A 16,884-nucleotide genomic window follows, 5' to 3' on the forward strand; every position below is an offset into this window, starting at 1 on the left:
CGCTTTCTAATCCTCTTTTCGCATGAAGTAGAGGAGAGTTTGGAGTTCACTTGTCAAATCGACATACTGAACGACCACGTCTTTTGGTAAATGCAGATGGACTGGTGAAAAACTGAGAATTCCTTTCACGCCAGCATCTACCAAGAGATTGGCAACCTCTTGTGACTTGACGCTGGGAACTGTCAGGATAGCAGTCTTCACATCAGCATCCTTGATTTTATCCTTGATTTGAGAAATTCCGTAAATGGGAATTCCATCAGGAGTTTGGCTACCGACTTCAGGATGGTCATCTAGGTCAAAGGCCATGATAATCTTCATCTTGTTACGCTCATGAAAGCGGTAGTGGAGAAGGGCATGGCCCATATTTCCAATACCAACCAGCATGACATTGGTGATGGAGTTATCATTAAGCAAATCGGCAAAAAACGTCATCAGTTTTTTGACATCATAGCCAAAACCACGACGACCTAGTTCACCAAAATAGGAAAAATCACGACGTACGGTCGCTGAATCAATACCGATAGCCTCTGCAATTTGCTTAGAGTTGGCACGTTCAATCTTTTCTGCATGAAATCTCTTAAAAATTCGATAGTAGAGAGAGAGTCTTTTTGCTGTAGCTTTTGGAATAGCAGACTGTTTATCTTTCACAAAATCACAACCTTTCTATTCTTCTATTTTATAGAAACATTGTGAAAAAATCAACAAAAACAAGAAAAAACTAAGAAAAATCTTAGTTTTGATGTAAAAAATCTGCATGTGATAGAAAACGGTAGAGGTCTCCGACCAGACCCTGATAAACTTCCTGGCCCTTAAAAGTCAAAGAAGTCACATAAAGTGTATCTGGTAGAGTCACACATCCTGACAAAGCTAGCATGAGAGCCTCATAATCTTCATACTTGAGTGTACGCTCTACATGATAGCTGTCCTTATAGGTCAGTTCAAACATTTTGGCTCTATCTTTCCGATTTTGTAAAGACACCACGTTCTACTAAGCTATCCATGAGGAAATAGAATTTTTCCTGATGAATGTGGTGATCTTCTGATTTGAAAATATCAACTAGACGAAGGCCAAACTTGTCAGTGATATTGATTTTAGCACCTGTAAGTTCCTTGTTAATGATGATTTTGAGTTGGAAGCCTTCACCGCTGTTTGGCACTTTTTCAAGTAGGCGAGTCAATTCATAGTTACCAACCTTAGTCTCAAAAAAGGTGTTGTCCTTAAGGGTGAATTTTTTAACAGAAGGGCTAAGAGTGTAGTCGTAACGACAATTTTTTAACAGAATGGTTTTTTCAAATGCCATATGGCTAACCTCCGATAATTTCTTTTAAGGTTTTTGCGAGGGTATGTAGGTCTTCAACAGTATTTTCTGACGACAAACTGATGCGAACGGATTCTTTCAAGCGTTCTGAATTTGCCCCGTACATGGCTTCGAGAACATGGCTGGATTGTACAATGCCCGCAGTACAGGCTGAACCAGTAGAGATAGAAATTCCAGCCAAATCTAGACGAAGGAGTAAGAGGTCATTTTTCTGGCCAGGAAATCCAATATTGAGAACATAAGGAAGATGATGTTGTCCTCTATTCAGGTAATACTGAATTCCCTCTAGCTCTGCCAGAAAGGCAGTCTCTAGATTTTGTACATGTTGAAAATGTTCTTCTTGTTTTTCGAGGTCTTCTTTTAGGGCTGCAACCATACCCACGATGGCAGCTAGATTTTCAGTCCCTGCACGTTTTTTCTGTTCTTGGTCTCCGCCATGTAGATAAGAATCAAAGTCCATGCTAGATGCGTAGAGAAAGCCGATTCCCTTAGGGCCATGGAACTTGTGGGCAGAAGCAGTGAGAAAATCAATGCCCAATTCTTCTGGATGTATAGGGATTTTACCAATAACCTGAACTGCATCAACATGATAGGCAGCAGGGTGTTGCTTGAGTATTTGGCCAATTTCAGCAATGGGAAGTAGGTTTCCTGTCTCATTATTAGCAAACATGGTAGAAACCAAAATCGTATCGTCACGTAAGGCCTCTTGAATTTGCTGGGCAGTGATTTCCTGATTTTCTGGCTGGATAATGGTTGCTTCAAACCCAAAGTGCTGAACCAAGTAATCAATGGTTTCAAGGACAGCATGGTGCTCAATGGCAGTTGTGATGATATGTTTTCCTTGTTCTTGGTGACGAAGGCAGTAGCCAATGATAGCAGTATTGTTGCCTTCAGTCCCACCAGAAGTGAAAAAGATATGTTGAGGTTTTGTCCCCAGTAACTGAGCTAGTTCCTGACGGGCTTCTCGCAAGAGTTTGCCAGCTTGACGACCATGTCCATGAATACTAGAAGGATTGCCATGGGTTTCTTGTAAAACCTTGGTCATAGCTGAAATAGCAACTGCTGACATAGGAGTCGTTGCAGCATTGTCCAAATAAATCAAAGAATCACCTTATTTCTTTTTGTTGTAAGCAAAGAGTGGGCTGACTGGTTTTCTTTCGTGGATACGTACGATAGCGTCACCAATTAACTCACTAGCAGTGATGTAGCATACGTTTTTAGGAGTTTTTTCTTTTGTTGCTACTGAATCAGTCACAAGAATTTCTTTAATCTTAGTATTGTCAAGAAGTTCAGCAGCTCCTTCAACGAAGAGACCGTGGCTAGAAACAGCATAAATTTCTGTAGCTCCTTCACGTTCAACGATTTTAGCAGCTTCAGAGAAGGTACGTCCTGTATTAAGAATATCATCAATCAAGATGGCTTGTTTACCTTCAACATCACCGATAATATAACCTTCGTTGCGAGTTGCATCATCCTGAGGGTAGTCGATAATGGCGATAGGAGCATCAAGATATTCAGCCAGGCTACGAGCACGTTTTACACCTGAATTTTTAGGGCTAACGACAACAACATCTGAACCGAGTAGTCCCTTATCGCAGTAATGTTTTGCAAATAGGGGAACAGTGAAAAGATTATCCACTGGAATATCAAAGAAACCTTGGACCTGAACGGCATGCAAATCAAGAGTCAGGATACGATCAACCCCAGCCTTAACCAGCATATTGGCAACTAGTTTTGCTGTAAGTGGCTCACGAGGACAAGCAATGCGGTCTTGACGTGCATAGCCAAAATATGGAAGGACAACGTTGATACTGTGGGCACTTGCGCGCACACAAGCGTCGACCATGATTAACAATTCCATTAGGTGGTTGTTGACAGGGAAACTTGTTGATTGGATGATGTAAACATCATAACCACGGACACTTTCTTCAATATTCACTTGGATTTCTCCGTCTGAAAATTGACGTGATGATAGTTTTCCAAGTGGGACACCAACAGCTTCAGCAATTTTCTGTGCAATCTCTTGGTTAGAGTTGAGTGCGAAAAGTTTCATGTTTTTTCTATCTGACATTATAGACCGTCCTCTGTAAACTTTATAAATCCTAGTGATATTTGCCTTACATATATGAACTGGGATTCGTGTATTTTTATCTTTTCTATTTTACCAAAAAATGGAGATTATTTCAGCTATTTTTCATACTTTTGACAAATCGAACCAATTTTGAAGTAGCTTTTTGATAGGAAATCTGATTTTTCTCTAAAAATTGTTGGAAATCCTGTTTGCCTTGCTCGTGATTTTCCACTTCAAGCTCCAATTCGTAATCCGTCATATCAAAGTATTGACTTTCATCCAGAGCCATGAGACCAATAGATGTTTGCATTTCATAGCGAAGTGTTGTTAGACAACCAAGTACCTGCCAGTTCTTGCTTTGGATGCCATGTTTCGCCAATTCATCCAGTACTAGCCCTTGAGGAAGTTCTTCCTTAGACAGATAGTTTTCAGCATCTTTTAGTTGCAATTTTTGGTTGTATTCCATGTTTCCAACACTCTGCGGGACTTTGAGTGTCAACTCAGCCCAGTCTTCAAAGGTTCGAATGCGCATAGCGACTTTCTTTTCTCGCAGTTCAAAATCAGGCGTGTCGATGTAGTAATTTTTTTGAAGAACAGGAGTGACACCTGTGAACTGGTCTTTTAGACGGTTATATTCATCTTTTTTCAAGAGTGTTTTCAATTCAATTTCTAAATGTTTCATTTTTCTTACCTTTTCTTTATCGTTGAAAGCGGATTTATGGTATAATAAGCATTGTATTTATTGTATATGAATCTGGAGAAAAAATCAAAGATATTTTTGACGGATAATATGAGAACAAGGGAGAATATATGACCTTAGAATGGGAAGAATTTCTAGATCCTTACATTCAAGCTGTTGGTGAGTTAAAGATTAAACTTCGTGGTATTCGCAAGCAATATCGTAAGCAAAATAAGCATTCTCCGATTGAGTTTGTGACGGGTCGGGTCAAGCCAATTGAGAGCATCAAAGAAAAAATGGCTCGTCGTGGCATTACTTATGCGACCTTAGAGCACGATTTGCAGGATATTGCTGGCTTACGTGTGATGGTTCAGTTTGTAGATGACGTCAAGGAAGTAGTGGAGATTTTGCATAAGCGTCAGGATATGCGAATCATACAGGAGCGAGATTACATTACTCATCGAAAGGCTTCAGGCTACCGTTCCTATCATGTGGTAGTAGAATATACGGTTGATACCATCAATGGAGCCAAGACCATTTTGGCAGAAATTCAAATTCGTACCTTGGCCATGAATTTCTGGGCAACGATAGAACATTCTCTCAACTACAAGTACCAAGGGGATTTCCCAGATGAGATTAAGAAGCGACTGGAAATTACAGCTAGAATCGCCCATCAGTTGGATGAAGAAATGGGTGAAATTCGTGATGATATCCAGGAAGCCCAGGCTCTTTTTGATCCCTTGAGTAGAAAATTAAATGACGGTGTAGGAAACAGTGACGATACAGATGAAGAATACAGGTAAACGAATTGATCTGATAGCCAATAGAAAACCGCAGAGTCAAAGGGTTTTGTATGAATTGCGAGATCGTTTGAAGAGAAATCAGTTTATACTCAATGATAGCAGTCCGGACATTGTCATTTCCATTGGTGGAGATGGCATGCTCTTGTCGGCCTTTCATAAGTACGAAGACCAACTTGATAAGGTACGCTTTATCGGTCTTCATACAGGACATCTGGGCTTTTATACCGATTATCGTGATTTTGAGTTGGATAAGTTAATGACCAATTTGCAGCTAGATACCGGAGCAAGGGTTTCTTACCCTGTTCTAAATGTGAAGGTTTTTCTTGGAAATGGAGAGGTCAAGATTTTTCGTGCCCTCAATGAAGCCAGCATCCGCAGGTCTGATCGAACCATGGTGGCAGATATTGTCATCAATGGTGTTCCCTTTGAACGTTTTCGCGGAGATGGCTTAACAGTTTCGACACCGACTGGTAGCACTGCCTATAACAAGTCTCTTGGTGGTGCTGTTTTACACCCTACCATTGAAGCTTTGCAATTAACGGAAATTGCCAGCCTTAATAATCGTGTCTATCGAACTCTGGGCTCTTCCATTATTGTGCCTAAGAAGGATAAGATTGAACTCATTCCAACAAGAAATGATTACCACACCATTTCGGTTGACAATAGTGTCTATTCTTTTCGTAGTATCGAGCGAATCGAGTATCAAATTGATCATCATAAGATTCACTTTGTCGCGACTCCTAGCCATACCAGCTTCTGGAACCGCGTTAAAGATGCCTTTATCGGCGAGGTGGACGAATGAGGTTTGAATTTATCGCAGATGAGCATGTCAAGGTTAAGACCTTCTTAAAAAAGCACGAGGTTTCTAAGGGACTTTTGGCCAAGATTAAGTTTCGAGGTGGAGCTATTCTAGTCAATGACCAACCGCAAAATGCAACTTATCTATTGGACATTGGAGACCGCGTTACCATTGATATTCCTGCTGAGGAAGGTTTTGAAACTCTGGAAGCTATCGAGCGCCCACTGGATATTCTCTATGAGGATGACCATTTTCTAGTCTTGAATAAATCCTATGGAGTTGCTTCTATTCCTAGTGTTAACCACTCCAATACCATTGCCAATTTTATCAAGGGTTACTACGTCAAGCAAAATTATGAAAATCAGCAGGTTCACATTGTAACCAGGCTTGATAGAGATACTTCTGGCTTGATGCTCTTTGCCAAGCACGGCTATGCCCATGCACGATTAGACAAGCAGTTGCAGAAGAAGTCCATTGAAAAACGCTACTTTGCTCTGGTTAAAGGAGATGGATATTTAGAGCCTGAAGGAGAAATTATTGCTCCGATTGCGCGTGATGAAGACTCTATTATCACTAGAAGAGTAGCTAAAGGTGGGAAGTACGCCCATACTTCCTACAAGATTGTCGCTTCTTATGGAAATATCCACTTGGTCGACATTCGCCTGCATACTGGACGTACCCACCAAATCCGAGTCCATTTTTCTCATATTGGTTTCCCTTTGTTGGGCGATGATTTGTACGGAGGTAGTCTGGACGACGGCATTCAACGTCAGGCCCTGCATTGCCATTACCTATCCTTTTATCATCCATTTTTAGAGCAAGACTTGCAGGTATCAAGTCTCTTGCCGGATGATTTCAGTAACCTTATTAAACAGTTATCAACTAATACTCAATAAAATATATTAGAGTATAATTTATTATTTTAAAGGAGAAAACTCATGGAAGTTTTTGAAAGTCTAAGAGCCAACCTAGTTGGTAAAAATGTCCGCATCGTTCTACCTGAAGGAAAAGAACCTCGTATTCTTCAAGCTACGAAACGCTTGGTAAAAGAAACAGATGTTATTCCAGTCTTGCTTGGTAAACCAGAAAAAATTAAAATTTACCTTGAAATTGAAGGGATTCACGAGGGTTATGAAGTCATCGATCCTGACCACTACGCTAAGTTTGACGAAATGGTTGCTGCGCTCGTTGAACGTCGAAACGGTAAGATATCAGAAGAAGAAGCTACTAGACTCTTACGTGAAGACGTTAACTACTTTGGTGTAATGCTAGTATATATGGGCTTGGTTGACGGTATGGTTTCAGGTGCACTTCACTCAACTGCTGCAACAGTTCGTCCAGCCCTTCAAATCATTAAAACTCGTCCTAATGTTACTCGTACTTCAGGTGCCTTCCTAATGACTCGTGGTTCAGAACGTTACCTATTTGGTGACTGTGCTATCAATATCAATCCTGATGCAGATGCCTTGGCTGAAATTGCGATTAATTCAGCAATCACTGCGAAAATGTTTGGTATAGAACCAAAAATTGCTATGTTGAGCTATTCAAGTAAAGGTTCTGGTTTTGGTGATAACGTTGATAAGGTAGTAGCAGCTACACAACGTGCGCACGAACTACGCCCAGATCTTGAAATAGATGGGGAATTGCAATTTGACGCTGCCTTCCACCCTGAAACGGCAGCTTTAAAAGCTCCAGGAAGTAAAGTTGCTGGACAAGCAACTGTATTTATTTTCCCAAGTATCGAAGCTGGAAATATCGGTTACAAGATTGCAGAACGTCTCGGTGGTTTCTCAGCTGTGGGACCTGTTTTACAAGGTTTGAATAAGCCAGTTAATGACCTTTCACGTGGATGTAGTGCAGAAGATGTTTACAATTTGACTCTCATCACAGCAGCTCAAGCTGTTCATCAATAAGATTTAGTCCTCTTTCCCTTGGGAAGAGGCTTTTTATACTCAATGAAAATCAAAGAGCAAACTAGGAAACTAGCCGCAGGTTGCTCAAAGCACTGCTTTGAGGTTGCAGATAAGACTGACGAAGTCAGGAACCATACCTACGACAAGCCGACGCTGATATGGTTTGAATTTGATTTTTGAAGAGTATTAAATGAGTATGAAAAGAGAATTTTTTCATTAGAAAACGCATAATATTGAGTGTTTTGACACCTGCTATTATGCGTTTTTTATAATTTTTGCACCTTTCTTAGCCTTTGTTATCGACAAGTATTGTTCTAGCTCCTTGTTTTTAGAATGGCAATTTCCCAGCGAAAGCACCCAGTTTTTTCTTGGTAGTTTCATCGATTTGTTCAAGAGCAGAGTTGATGGCTTGAACGGTCATATCAGAAAGAGTTTCAAGGTCCTCTGGGTCAATGATAGCTGGATTGAAATCAATGCTGACAACTTTCTTATCTCCAGTTAAGGTCGCTTGGACAAGGTCTTGAGCAGATTTGCCAACAAATTGCATAGCTGCAAGTTCAGCTTGACTTTGTTCCATTTGTTTTTGAAGTTTTTGTGCTTGGCGCATCATGTTTTGCATGTTCATCATAAGATTTCTAAAGTTCCTTTCATCTCAAGGGGATAATCCTTGTTGTTAACAAGTGCCTGATTTTCTATCCTAATTGTTCTTAGTAGCATAGCCATCAAGCCCAAGTATTGATTTTATTATATCATTTTTTTAAGACATAGTCTTTTATTGGTAAGAGTTATTTATGTCAAGGAGTAATTAGAAATAAATTAAAATAATGATTTTTGCTAAGAGGGGCTCTATTCTAGTTTCATGGAAATGATTTTACTAAAGGTTCGTATGCTTTGTTTACCAATATGTTACCTCTATCTATTTTTGGAAAAATAGTTGTTTATTATTTTTATGCTAATAGTAAAATCTAAATGGTAGCCTACGATTTTTTAGAAAGAAAATGGTACAATATTCTAAGAGAAAATACAATGGGAGGGAAAATGAGGTTATTACCTATAAGAAAAATATCACGTCAGTCTAAAAGGTTAGCACTTTTTTTGACGTTTTGTGCTGGATATGTGGATGCTTACACTTTTATTGTTCGTGGGAATACCCTTGTAGCTGGACAAACTGGAAATGTTGTCTTTCTTTCGGTAGAGCTAATACAGAATAATGTTTCGGATGTTAGGGATAAGCTTTTAACCTTAATAGCGTTTATGCTGGGAGTTTTTTTACTAACCATTTATAAGGAAAAATTGAGAATTGTAAAAAAGCCAATTCTGTCACTGATTCCTTTGGCAATCCTATCAATCATTATTGGTTTTGTTCCGCAGACTGTAGATAATATCTATCTAGTGCCGCCCTTGGCCTTCTGTATGGGACTGGTGACAACTGCTTTTGGAGAAGTATCGGGTATTGCCTACAATAACGCTTTTATGACAGGGAATATCAAACGAACCATGCTAGCTTTTGGGGATTATTTCCGAACCAAGCACACACCTTTTTTGCGTGAAGGGTTCATATTTGTTAGCCTGCTTAGTAGTTTTGTCCTTGGTGTTGTCTTTTCAGCTTATTTGACGATTTTCTATCATGAAAAGACCATTCTTGGTGTTCCTATTATGATGAGCATTTTTTATCTCAGTATGCTTTTTGCCTCGTGGCGGAAAAAAGTAAAAGAAAAGTAAAAGAAAAAGCTTCATTTTAGGTGTTATTACTTGTAAGAAAATAGGAGATATGCTATACTTAGAGAGTTGACTATGCACGTTCCTGTGCAACCGCACGAACATCGTTGCTTGATTATTCAAGTTTAAGTGGTTCGTCCCACGATGCTAGGCGAGTCTTCACAAAAAATCGGGGAAACCCATAAAAATCATAGGAGGTGCATAATGAGCACATACGCAATTATCAAAACTGGCGGAAAACAAGTTAAAGTTGAAGTTGGTCAAGCAGTTTACGTTGAAAAATTGAACGTTGAAGCTGGTCAAGAAGTTACTTTTAACGAAGTTGTTCTTGTTGGTGGTGAAAACACTGTTGTCGGAACTCCACTTGTTGCTGGAGCTACTGTAGTTGGAACTGTTGAAAAACAAGGAAAACAAAAGAAAGTTGTTACTTACAAGTACAAACCTAAAAAAGGTAGCCACCGTAAACAAGGTCACCGTCAACCATATACAAAAGTTGTCATCAACGCAATTAACGCTTAATTTTAAGGAGAACACATGATACAGGCAGTCTTTGAGAGAGCCGAAGATGGCGAGCTGAGGAGTGCGGAAATTACTGGACACGCCGAGAGTGGCGAATACGGCTTAGATGTCGTGTGTGCATCGGTTTCTACGCTTGCCATTAACTTTATCAATTCCATTGAGAAATTTGCAGGCTATGAACCAATCCTAGAATTAAACGAAGATGAAGGTGGCTATCTGATGGTTGAGATTCCAAAAGACCTGCCTTCACACCAGAGAGAAATGACCCAGTTATTCTTTGAATCATTTTTCTTAGGTATGGCAAACTTATCGGAGAACTCTTCTGAGTTCGTCCAAACCAGAGTTATCACAGAAAACTAACACGGAGGAAAACATTATGTTAAAAATGACTCTTAACAACTTGCAACTTTTCGCCCACAAAAAAGGTGGAGGTTCTACATCAAACGGACGTGATTCACAAGCAAAACGTCTTGGAGCTAAAGCAGCTGACGGACAAACTGTAACAGGTGGATCAATCCTTTACCGTCAACGTGGTACACACATCTACCCAGGTGTAAACGTTGGACGTGGTGGAGACGATACTTTGTTCGCTAAAGTTGAAGGCGTAGTACGCTTTGAACGTAAAGGACGCGATAAAAAACAAGTTTCTGTTTACCCAATCGCTAAATAAAAAGGTTCAGTGAACCTTTTTATCCTGAGCCTTGAAATGTAAAGGCGAGGAAGCTAGAAGTAGCATTAAATAAGGCTTTCCGAGTTTTTCGGAGAGCCTGTTTTTTTGTTTTGGTACCCATACTTTTTAATATGTATAGTGGATTGAATCTGGAATAGAACACTGCTAAAAATTGATTTGAGTTTCCTACTCGATTTCTTCAGATTTTATTTCAATTGACTATAAGAACTGGTATCTGGTTTCAAATATTGGCTTGTCGTCCCTTAACTTGTCTGAATGGCTTGAGCCGTTCCTTCTGATAAGGGAAAATGATATTCTTTAACTGAAACTGTCTGAGAATCCAAGCTAACAGACGGAGAGAAAAATAGCTCCAATCTGAAGCACACTGGATGGGAGTTGTTGAAAATCAGTCATCTAGTTTTTCTTTACTGCTTTGGCTTTTTTCTTTGTCATCAGGGAAAGTGACTTGCTTCAAATCAGGGAGTTTAGGAAACTCTTCAAATATCTTGCACAAGTTGTCTCGTTTTGTAAATTTTACAGCCATAGGTGTACCTCGATTCTAAATTCTACCTTTTCGGCACCAATTAGTAATTTAAAGTTCTCAGGAGTTAGTTGCATTGCTTTTTCATACATAAGCATAGTATGACACTTTATGGTTACCGAACAAGTCTAATCACTCCTTTCAAACTTTTGAAGATGGCCTACAAGTTTTTGAGAAGAATATTGCAAAGTTCATAGTTAAGCAACGATAGAGTGAAGTGCTTTTTGAAAACAGCTACACTTCAGGTGAAAAAAACGACATTTCAGATTTTCTGTTCCAGAAATAGCTATCGCTATGATATAATTATTTTATGATTATTACTATTCCTATAAAAAACCAAAAAGATATTGGCACACCATCTGATTCAGTCGTTGTTCTCGGCTATTTTGATGGCATACATAAGGGGCATCAAGAATTATTTCGTGTTGCCAACAAAGCTGCGAGAAAGGATTTATTGCCTATCGTCGTTATGACCTTTAATGAATCTCCAAAGATCGCTTTAGAGCCTTATCATCCAGATTTGTTTTTGCATATTTTGAACCCTGCTGAACGTGAAAGAAAATTAAAGCGCGAAGGTGTAGAAGAATTATATCTCCTTGATTTTAGTAGTCAATTCGCTAGTCTCACGGCAGAAGAATTTTTTGCAACTTATATCAAGGCTATGAATGCCAAAATTATTGTTGCAGGTTTTGATTATACATTTGGTTCTGACAAAAAAACAGCAGAAGATTTAAAGGATTACTTTGATGGAGAAGTTATCATTGTTCCACCTATAGAAGATGAGAAAGGAAAGATTAGTTCAACTCGTATCCGTCAAGCTATTTTAGATGGAAATGTGAAAGAAGCAGGAGAACTTTTGGGGGCACCGCTTCCATCCAGAGGTATGGTGGTTCATGGTAATGCTCGTGGTCGTACGATTGGTTATCCAACAGCTAATTTGGTGCTTTTAGACCGTACTTATATGCCAGCAGATGGCGTTTATGTCGTTGATGTTGAGATTCAAAGACAGAAGTATCGTGCTATGGCTAGTGTCGGGAAAAACGTGACCTTTGATGGAGAAGAAGCACGTTTTGAAGTCAATATTTTTGATTTTAATCAAGATATTTATGGGGAAACCGTCATGGTTTATTGGCTTGATCGTATTCGAGATATGACCAAATTTGATTCTGTTGATCAATTAGTGGATCAGTTAAAGGCTGATGAAGAAGTAGCTCGAAATTGGTCTTAAGAGCTTGAGTAAACAAAAAAGAGGTTGTTTGTAACCCAAAAGATAGATGATTTAGTCTAACTTTTGAGGTCACGACATTACCTCTTTTTATTCTTTTTCAAAGGTAAATCCTTCTCCAAGGATTTCGTGGGCTTCTGTAATAGTGATAAAGGCTTGAGGATCGATTCGATGAATCATTTCCTTCATTTTCACAATCTCATTTCTACCGACAATACAGTAGATAATCTTCAAATCTTTTTGACTATAGTAGCCTTGACCTGAGATGAAAGTAACGCCTCTTCCTAGGTCATCATTAATCGCTTTAGCAAGTTGGTCAGGACGTTTTGTGATAATCATAAAGCCTTTACCAGCATAGCCTCCTTCGCCAATCAAATCAATGACACGAGAAACGATAAAATCAAATAAGAGTGTGTAGGAAACCAATCTCAAATCCTTGAAGATAAGGAGAATGAGCATGAGAATACAAAAATCTAAGATAAAGAGCAGTTTTCCCATTGATATATGAGTGTATTTATTGAGAATACGAGCTAGAATATCAGTTCCGCCAGTTGTACCTCCAGCATTAAAGATAATTCCAAGACCAATTCCCAATAGAATCCCAGCTATAAGAGCAGTGATTAGTAAATCACCTTGAAGATCAATATGAAGTGGAATACGCTCAAAAAAGGCTAACCAGGCGGATAAGGCTAAGGTTCCTAGCAAACTAGAATAGAGGGATTTTGCTCCAAATATTTTCCAAGCTAGGATGAAAAGGGGAATGTTAATCAGCAAGTTCATGAGCGAAACAGGGATTTTAAAAAGATAAAAGGTGATAAGGGTAATACCTGTTGCCCCTCCTTCAAAGAGATGATGAGGAACTACAAAATAAGTTAGACCAAAAGCATAAATAGCAGCACCTAGTAAAATGGTTAAAATGGGGTAAATTTTTTTAATCATAGGACACCTCTTTTCTTATAAGTTGATTATATCAAATTTTTACGGAAAATTTGAGTGACTCCATTAGGATTTTTAATCTTTTTTTGATATAATTAAAAGTAAGAAAACCAATCTGAATCCTAAAATAGAAAGATTGATACTATGACAAAAATTAAGATTGTAACCGATTCATCTGTTACTATTGAACCAGAACTAGTAAAGCAATTAGATATTACGGTAGTGCCACTATCTGTAATGATTGATAATGTTGTTTATTCTGATGCTGATTTGAAAGAAGAAGGTAAATTTCTTCACTTGATGCAAGAAGCTAAGAATCTTCCGAAAACAAGTCAGCCGCCTGTAGGTGTCTTTGCTGAAGTTTTTGAAGACCTGTGCAAGGATGGTAGCCAGATTCTTGCTATTCATATGTCTCATGCTCTTTCGGGGACTGTAGAAGCAGCACGCCAAGGTGCTAGTTTATCTACTGCAGATGTGACTGTTGTTGATAGTTCCTTCACTGACCAAGCCTTGAAATTCCAAGTTGTTGAGGCTGCGAGATTAGCTCAAGAAGGCAAAGACATGGAGACAATTTTAGCTCATGTAGAAGAGGTTAAAAACCATACGGAGCTCTATATTGGCGTTTCTACTCTAGAAAATCTAGTAAAAGGTGGACGAATTGGCCGTGTAACTGGATTGTTAAGCTCCCTTCTCAATATCCGTGTTGTCATGCAAATGAAAGACCATGAATTGCAGCCAATGGTTAAAGGTCGTGGAGCTAAAACTTTTAAAAAATGGTTAGATGAGTTGATAACATCGCTTTCTGAACGTTCTGTAGCAGAGATTGGAATTTCATATTCTGGTAGTGCTGATTGGGCAAAAGAGATGAAAGAAAGCTTACAAGCTTATGTTGAACAGCCAATTTCTGTTTTGGAAACGGGTTCCATTATTCAAACTCACACGGGTGAGAACGCTTGGGCTATTTTGGTACGTTACCACTCCTAAAAAAATAAAGAAAATGGGAAGAAATAGCGTTTTTAACTTGACCTAAAAGGGATTTTAGGATATGATTATATTTGTTAATTAGAAATTATTTGGAGGAATCGTTAACATGGCAAACAAACAAGATTTGATCGCTAAAGTAGCAGAAGCTACAGAATTGACTAAGAAAGACTCAGCAGCAGCAGTTGAAGCTGTATTTGCAGCAGTAGCTGACTATCTTGCAGCTGGTGAAAAAGTTCAATTGATCGGTTTTGGTAACTTTGAAGTTCGTGAGCGTGCAGAACGTAAAGGTCGCAACCCACAAACTGGTAAAGAAATGACAATTGCAGCTTCTAAAGTTCCAGCATTCAAAGCTGGTAAAGCTCTTAAAGACGCTGTTAAATAATTGGTGTTCAAAAAGCCTATTGTATCAAGCTTTCTAGCTTGGTCAGTAGGCTTTTTAATTATGAAATCTAGTAATAAATAGAGTTAAAAAGTTGAATGCTCCGAAAATATTGTATATATAGTAGTTGAATCTAAAATAGTACGAAACAATTTCTAAAACATTTATAGAAATTAATTTTACTTCCTCAATCGATTTGTTCTCATCTTATTTCAATCTGCTATACGTACGTATATAATGAAAAGAATTAAATAATAGACTTGTGCGATAACTATTTGAAGCAAGATTGGCTGGTTAGAAAATCCAACAAGATAGCGAAGGAATCTAACATAAAATATACATAATTTATTTTATGTTATAAACCCTTCGCTAAAATACTTACCATTATCTTGAATGCCTTAGGGAAACATGCTATACTACTTGTATGATTATTTTACAAGCTAATAAAATTGAACGTTCTTTTGCAGGAGAGGTTCTTTTCGATAATATTAACCTGCAGGTTGATGAACGAGACCGGATTGCTCTTGTTGGGAAAAATGGAGCAGGTAAGTCTACTCTTTTGAAGATTTTGGTTGGAGAAGAGGAGCCAACTAGTGGAGAAATCAATAAGAAAAAAGATATTTCTCTATCTTACCTAGCCCAAGATAGCCGTTTTGAATCTGAAAACACTATCTACGATGAAATGCTTCATGTCTTTGATGATTTGCGTCGGACTGAGAAACAACTGCGTCAGATGGAGTTGGAGATGGGAGAAAAGTCTGGTGCTGATTTGGATAAACTGATGTCAGATTACGACCGCTTATCTGAGAATTTTCGCCAAGCAGGTGGCTTTACCTATGAAGCTGATATACGAGCGATTTTAAATGGATTCAAGTTTGACGAATCTATGTGGCAGATGAAAATTGCTGAGCTTTCTGGTGGTCAAAACACCCGTCTGGCTCTAGCCAAAATGCTACTTGAAAAGCCCAATCTTTTGGTATTGGACGAACCAACCAACCACTTGGATATTGAAACCATTGCCTGGCTAGAGAATTACTTGGTAAACTATAGCGGTGCCCTCATTATTGTCAGCCACGACCGTTATTTCTTAGACAAGGTTGCGACAATTACGCTAGATTTGACCAAGCATTCCTTGGATCGCTATGTGGGGAATTACTCTCGTTTTGTTGAGTTGAAGGAGCAAAAACTAGCTACTGAGGCAAAAAACTATGAAAAGCAACAGAAGGAAATTGCTGCTCTGGAAGATTTTGTCAATCGCAATTTAGTCCGTGCTTCGACGACCAAACGTGCCCAATCTCGCCGCAAACAACTGGAAAAAATGGAACGTTTGGACAAGCCTGAAGCGGGTAAGAAATCAGCCAATATGACCTTCCAGTCTGAAAAAACGTCGGGCAATGTTGTTTTGACTGTTGAAAATGCGGCTATTGGCTATGATGGGGAAGTCCTGTCACAACCGATTAACCTAGACCTTCGTAAGATGAATGCTGTTGCCATCGTTGGTCCCAATGGTATTGGCAAGTCAACCTTTATCAAATCTATCGTGGATCAGATTCCGTTTATCAAGGGTGAAAAACGCTTTGGCGCTAATGTTGAGGTTGGTTACTATGATCAGACTCAAAGCAAGCTGACACCAAGTAATACTGTACTGGATGAACTTTGGAATGATTTCAAATTGACACCGGAAGTTGAAATCCGTAACCGCCTAGGTGCTTTCCTTTTTTCTGGAGATGATGTCAAAAAATCAGTCGGCATGCTGTCTGGTGGCGAAAAAGCTCGCTTACTTTTAGCTAAACTGTCTATGGAGAACAACAACTTCTTGATTCTGGATGAGCCAACTAACCACTTGGATATTGATAGCAAGGAAGTGCTAGAAAATGTCTTGATTGACTTTGATGGAACTCTTCTATTCGTCAGCCACGACCGTTACTTTATCAATCGTGTGGCAACTCATGTACTGGAATTGTCAGAGAATGGATCAACTCTCTATCTTGGAGATTACGATTACTATGTTGAGAAGAAATCAGAAGTAGAAATGATTCAAACTGAGGAAGCTTCAACCAGCAATCAAGCAACAGAAGCAAGCCCAGTTAATGACTATCAAGCTCAGAAAGAAAGTCAAAAAGAAGTTCGTAAGCTCATGCGACAAATAGAAAGTCTAGAAGCTGAAATTGAAGAGTTAGAAAGTCAAAGTCAAGCCATTTCTGAACAAATGTTGGAAACAAACGATGCCGACAAACTGATGGAATTGCAGGCAGAGCTGGACAAAATCAGCCATCGTCAGGAAGAAGCCATGCTTGAGTGGGAAGAATTATCAGAGCAGGTGTAAA

At 39.0% G+C, this 16,884-nt stretch carries 21 protein-coding genes, 1 pseudogene and 1 other annotated feature; of the genes and pseudogenes, 12 read left to right on the top strand and 10 right to left on the bottom strand.

The features are described from left to right. Positions 1-6: 6 nt before the first annotated feature. The 6 genes from HT728_RS04620 to HT728_RS04645 form a co-directional block, all read right to left on the bottom strand. The gene (locus HT728_RS04620; protein ID WP_000653414.1) at positions 7-648 is read right to left on the bottom strand and encodes a redox-sensing transcriptional repressor Rex; all 642 of its coding nucleotides are present in this window, start codon (positions 646-648) and stop codon (positions 7-9) included. Positions 649-730: 82 nt separating this feature from the next. After that, positions 731-946, bottom strand: coding sequence for a DUF4649 family protein (locus tag HT728_RS04625; protein WP_000462491.1), 216 nt, complete (start codon positions 944-946; stop codon positions 731-733). Positions 947-953: 7 nt separating this feature from the next. Beyond that, positions 954-1,301, bottom strand: a complete 348-nt coding sequence (locus HT728_RS04630; RefSeq protein WP_001864230.1) for a DUF1831 domain-containing protein — start codon at positions 1,299-1,301, stop codon at positions 954-956. Positions 1,302-1,305: 4 nt separating this feature from the next. After that, positions 1,306-2,421 carry a cysteine desulfurase family protein gene (locus HT728_RS04635; protein WP_172931788.1) on the bottom strand — a complete coding sequence of 372 codons (1,116 nt, stop codon included), beginning with the start codon at positions 2,419-2,421 and terminating at the stop codon, positions 1,306-1,308. Between the two features lie 9 nt (positions 2,422-2,430). Further along, the gene (locus tag HT728_RS04640; RefSeq protein WP_173234041.1) at positions 2,431-3,390 is read right to left on the bottom strand and encodes a ribose-phosphate diphosphokinase; all 960 of its coding nucleotides are present in this window, start codon (positions 3,388-3,390) and stop codon (positions 2,431-2,433) included. Between the two features lie 112 nt (positions 3,391-3,502). Then, entirely contained in the window at positions 3,503-4,072 is a 570-nt protein-coding gene (locus HT728_RS04645; RefSeq protein ID WP_173234043.1) for a CYTH domain-containing protein, read from the bottom strand. Between the two features lie 128 nt (positions 4,073-4,200). On the opposite strand from HT728_RS04645, the gene HT728_RS04650 reads away from it, so the two are divergent. The 4 genes from HT728_RS04650 to pta are packed head-to-tail and all read left to right on the top strand — an operon-like array spanning position 4,201 to position 7,584. Next, positions 4,201-4,872, top strand: coding sequence for a GTP pyrophosphokinase family protein (locus HT728_RS04650; protein ID WP_000171681.1), 672 nt, complete (start codon positions 4,201-4,203; stop codon positions 4,870-4,872). Continuing rightward, positions 4,856-5,674, top strand: a complete 819-nt coding sequence (locus tag HT728_RS04655; RefSeq protein ID WP_000799049.1) for an NAD kinase — start codon at positions 4,856-4,858, stop codon at positions 5,672-5,674. Before HT728_RS04650 ends, HT728_RS04655 begins: the two co-directional genes overlap by 17 nt. Further along, on the top strand, positions 5,671-6,567 hold the full coding sequence (locus HT728_RS04660; RefSeq protein WP_173234045.1) for an RluA family pseudouridine synthase: 897 nt from the start codon (positions 5,671-5,673) through the stop codon (positions 6,565-6,567). Before HT728_RS04655 ends, HT728_RS04660 begins: the two co-directional genes overlap by 4 nt. Positions 6,568-6,609: 42 nt before the next feature. Further along, complete coding sequence (pta, locus tag HT728_RS04665; RefSeq protein ID WP_173217834.1) at positions 6,610-7,584, top strand: phosphate acetyltransferase; 975 nt, start codon at positions 6,610-6,612, stop codon at positions 7,582-7,584. 328 nt (positions 7,585-7,912) lie between these two features. Here the strand turns inward: pta and HT728_RS04670 are convergent, their stop codons facing one another. Further along, positions 7,913-8,212, bottom strand: coding sequence for a YbaB/EbfC family nucleoid-associated protein (locus HT728_RS04670; RefSeq protein ID WP_000981523.1), 300 nt, complete (start codon positions 8,210-8,212; stop codon positions 7,913-7,915). A 398-nt stretch (positions 8,213-8,610) separates the two neighbouring features. Between HT728_RS04670 and HT728_RS04675 the strand changes: the two genes are divergently transcribed. The 4 genes from HT728_RS04675 to rpmA all read left to right on the top strand — a co-directional run bounded on the left by HT728_RS04675 (position 8,611) and on the right by rpmA (position 10,492). Then, positions 8,611-9,306: a YoaK family protein gene (locus HT728_RS04675; RefSeq protein ID WP_173234136.1), complete on the top strand. Its 696-nt coding sequence runs from the start codon at positions 8,611-8,613 to the stop codon at positions 9,304-9,306. Positions 9,307-9,384: 78 nt separating this feature from the next. After that, positions 9,385-9,472: a sequence feature (ribosomal protein L21 leader region), on the top strand. Between the two features lie 35 nt (positions 9,473-9,507). After that, complete coding sequence (rplU, locus tag HT728_RS04680) at positions 9,508-9,822, top strand: 50S ribosomal protein L21 (RefSeq protein ID WP_000109141.1); 315 nt, start codon at positions 9,508-9,510, stop codon at positions 9,820-9,822. A gap of 15 nt (positions 9,823-9,837) precedes the next feature. Then, positions 9,838-10,182, top strand: coding sequence for a ribosomal-processing cysteine protease Prp (locus HT728_RS04685; RefSeq protein WP_000613699.1), 345 nt, complete (start codon positions 9,838-9,840; stop codon positions 10,180-10,182). Between the two features lie 16 nt (positions 10,183-10,198). After that, positions 10,199-10,492, top strand: coding sequence for a 50S ribosomal protein L27 (gene rpmA, locus HT728_RS04690; protein WP_000916509.1), 294 nt, complete (start codon positions 10,199-10,201; stop codon positions 10,490-10,492). Positions 10,493-10,758: 266 nt separating this feature from the next. Here the strand turns inward: rpmA and HT728_RS10745 are convergent. After that, positions 10,759-10,848 (bottom strand): annotated as a pseudogene (locus HT728_RS10745) (TIGR03943 family protein); the annotation flags it as partial. 50 nt (positions 10,849-10,898) lie between these two features. Beyond that, on the bottom strand, positions 10,899-11,036 hold the full coding sequence (locus HT728_RS04700; RefSeq protein ID WP_000268693.1) for an SPJ_0845 family protein: 138 nt from the start codon (positions 11,034-11,036) through the stop codon (positions 10,899-10,901). A gap of 307 nt (positions 11,037-11,343) precedes the next feature. Here HT728_RS04700 and HT728_RS04705 point away from each other — a divergent pair, with 307 nt between their 5' ends. Further along, positions 11,344-12,261: a bifunctional riboflavin kinase/FAD synthetase gene (locus HT728_RS04705; protein ID WP_000587434.1), complete on the top strand. Its 918-nt coding sequence runs from the start codon at positions 11,344-11,346 to the stop codon at positions 12,259-12,261. Between the two features lie 87 nt (positions 12,262-12,348). On the opposite strand, the gene HT728_RS04710 is transcribed toward HT728_RS04705, so the two are convergent. Beyond that, entirely contained in the window at positions 12,349-13,197 is an 849-nt protein-coding gene (locus HT728_RS04710; protein WP_050243034.1) for a YitT family protein, read from the bottom strand. Between the two features lie 141 nt (positions 13,198-13,338). On the opposite strand from HT728_RS04710, the gene HT728_RS04715 reads away from it, so the two are divergent. The 3 genes from HT728_RS04715 to HT728_RS04725 all read left to right on the top strand — a co-directional run bounded on the left by HT728_RS04715 (position 13,339) and on the right by HT728_RS04725 (position 16,883). Beyond that, positions 13,339-14,178, top strand: a complete 840-nt coding sequence (locus HT728_RS04715) for a DegV family protein (RefSeq protein ID WP_173234047.1) — start codon at positions 13,339-13,341, stop codon at positions 14,176-14,178. Positions 14,179-14,284: 106 nt separating this feature from the next. After that, positions 14,285-14,560: an HU family DNA-binding protein gene (locus HT728_RS04720; RefSeq protein ID WP_001284639.1), complete on the top strand. Its 276-nt coding sequence runs from the start codon at positions 14,285-14,287 to the stop codon at positions 14,558-14,560. Positions 14,561-14,981: 421 nt separating this feature from the next. Next, positions 14,982-16,883, top strand: a complete 1,902-nt coding sequence (locus HT728_RS04725) for an ABC-F family ATP-binding cassette domain-containing protein (protein WP_000584859.1) — start codon at positions 14,982-14,984, stop codon at positions 16,881-16,883. Position 16,884: the final 1 nt, after the last annotated feature.

The sequence above is a fragment of the Streptococcus sp. 544 genome, assembly GCF_013277385.1.
Taxonomy (GTDB): Bacteria; Bacillota; Bacilli; order Lactobacillales; family Streptococcaceae; genus Streptococcus; species Streptococcus mitis_BA.

Excerpts from the sequence above, each read along its gene's own strand:
- HT728_RS04625 (WP_000462491.1), bottom strand. The coding sequence starts at position 946 with ATGTTTGAACTGACCTATAAGGACAGCTATCATGTAGAGCGTACACTC.
- HT728_RS04630 (WP_001864230.1), bottom strand. The coding sequence starts at position 1,301 with ATGGCATTTGAAAAAACCATTCTGTTAAAAAATTGTCGTTACGACTAC.
- HT728_RS04640 (WP_173234041.1), bottom strand. The coding sequence starts at position 3,390 with ATGTCAGATAGAAAAAACATGAAACTTTTCGCACTCAACTCTAACCAA.
- HT728_RS04645 (WP_173234043.1), bottom strand. The coding sequence starts at position 4,072 with ATGAAACATTTAGAAATTGAATTGAAAACACTCTTGAAAAAAGATGAA.
- HT728_RS04650 (WP_000171681.1), top strand. The coding sequence starts at position 4,201 with ATGACCTTAGAATGGGAAGAATTTCTAGATCCTTACATTCAAGCTGTT.
- HT728_RS04655 (WP_000799049.1), top strand. The coding sequence starts at position 4,856 with ATGAAGAATACAGGTAAACGAATTGATCTGATAGCCAATAGAAAACCG.
- HT728_RS04660 (WP_173234045.1), top strand. The coding sequence starts at position 5,671 with ATGAGGTTTGAATTTATCGCAGATGAGCATGTCAAGGTTAAGACCTTC.
- pta (WP_173217834.1), top strand. The coding sequence starts at position 6,610 with ATGGAAGTTTTTGAAAGTCTAAGAGCCAACCTAGTTGGTAAAAATGTC.
- HT728_RS04670 (WP_000981523.1), bottom strand. The coding sequence starts at position 8,212 with ATGATGAACATGCAAAACATGATGCGCCAAGCACAAAAACTTCAAAAA.
- HT728_RS04675 (WP_173234136.1), top strand. The coding sequence starts at position 8,611 with ATGGGAGGGAAAATGAGGTTATTACCTATAAGAAAAATATCACGTCAG.
- rplU (WP_000109141.1), top strand. The coding sequence starts at position 9,508 with ATGAGCACATACGCAATTATCAAAACTGGCGGAAAACAAGTTAAAGTT.
- HT728_RS04685 (WP_000613699.1), top strand. The coding sequence starts at position 9,838 with ATGATACAGGCAGTCTTTGAGAGAGCCGAAGATGGCGAGCTGAGGAGT.
- rpmA (WP_000916509.1), top strand. The coding sequence starts at position 10,199 with ATGTTAAAAATGACTCTTAACAACTTGCAACTTTTCGCCCACAAAAAA.
- HT728_RS04700 (WP_000268693.1), bottom strand. The coding sequence starts at position 11,036 with ATGGCTGTAAAATTTACAAAACGAGACAACTTGTGCAAGATATTTGAA.
- HT728_RS04705 (WP_000587434.1), top strand. The coding sequence starts at position 11,344 with ATGATTATTACTATTCCTATAAAAAACCAAAAAGATATTGGCACACCA.
- HT728_RS04710 (WP_050243034.1), bottom strand. The coding sequence starts at position 13,197 with ATGATTAAAAAAATTTACCCCATTTTAACCATTTTACTAGGTGCTGCT.
- HT728_RS04715 (WP_173234047.1), top strand. The coding sequence starts at position 13,339 with ATGACAAAAATTAAGATTGTAACCGATTCATCTGTTACTATTGAACCA.
- HT728_RS04720 (WP_001284639.1), top strand. The coding sequence starts at position 14,285 with ATGGCAAACAAACAAGATTTGATCGCTAAAGTAGCAGAAGCTACAGAA.
- HT728_RS04725 (WP_000584859.1), top strand. The coding sequence starts at position 14,982 with ATGATTATTTTACAAGCTAATAAAATTGAACGTTCTTTTGCAGGAGAG.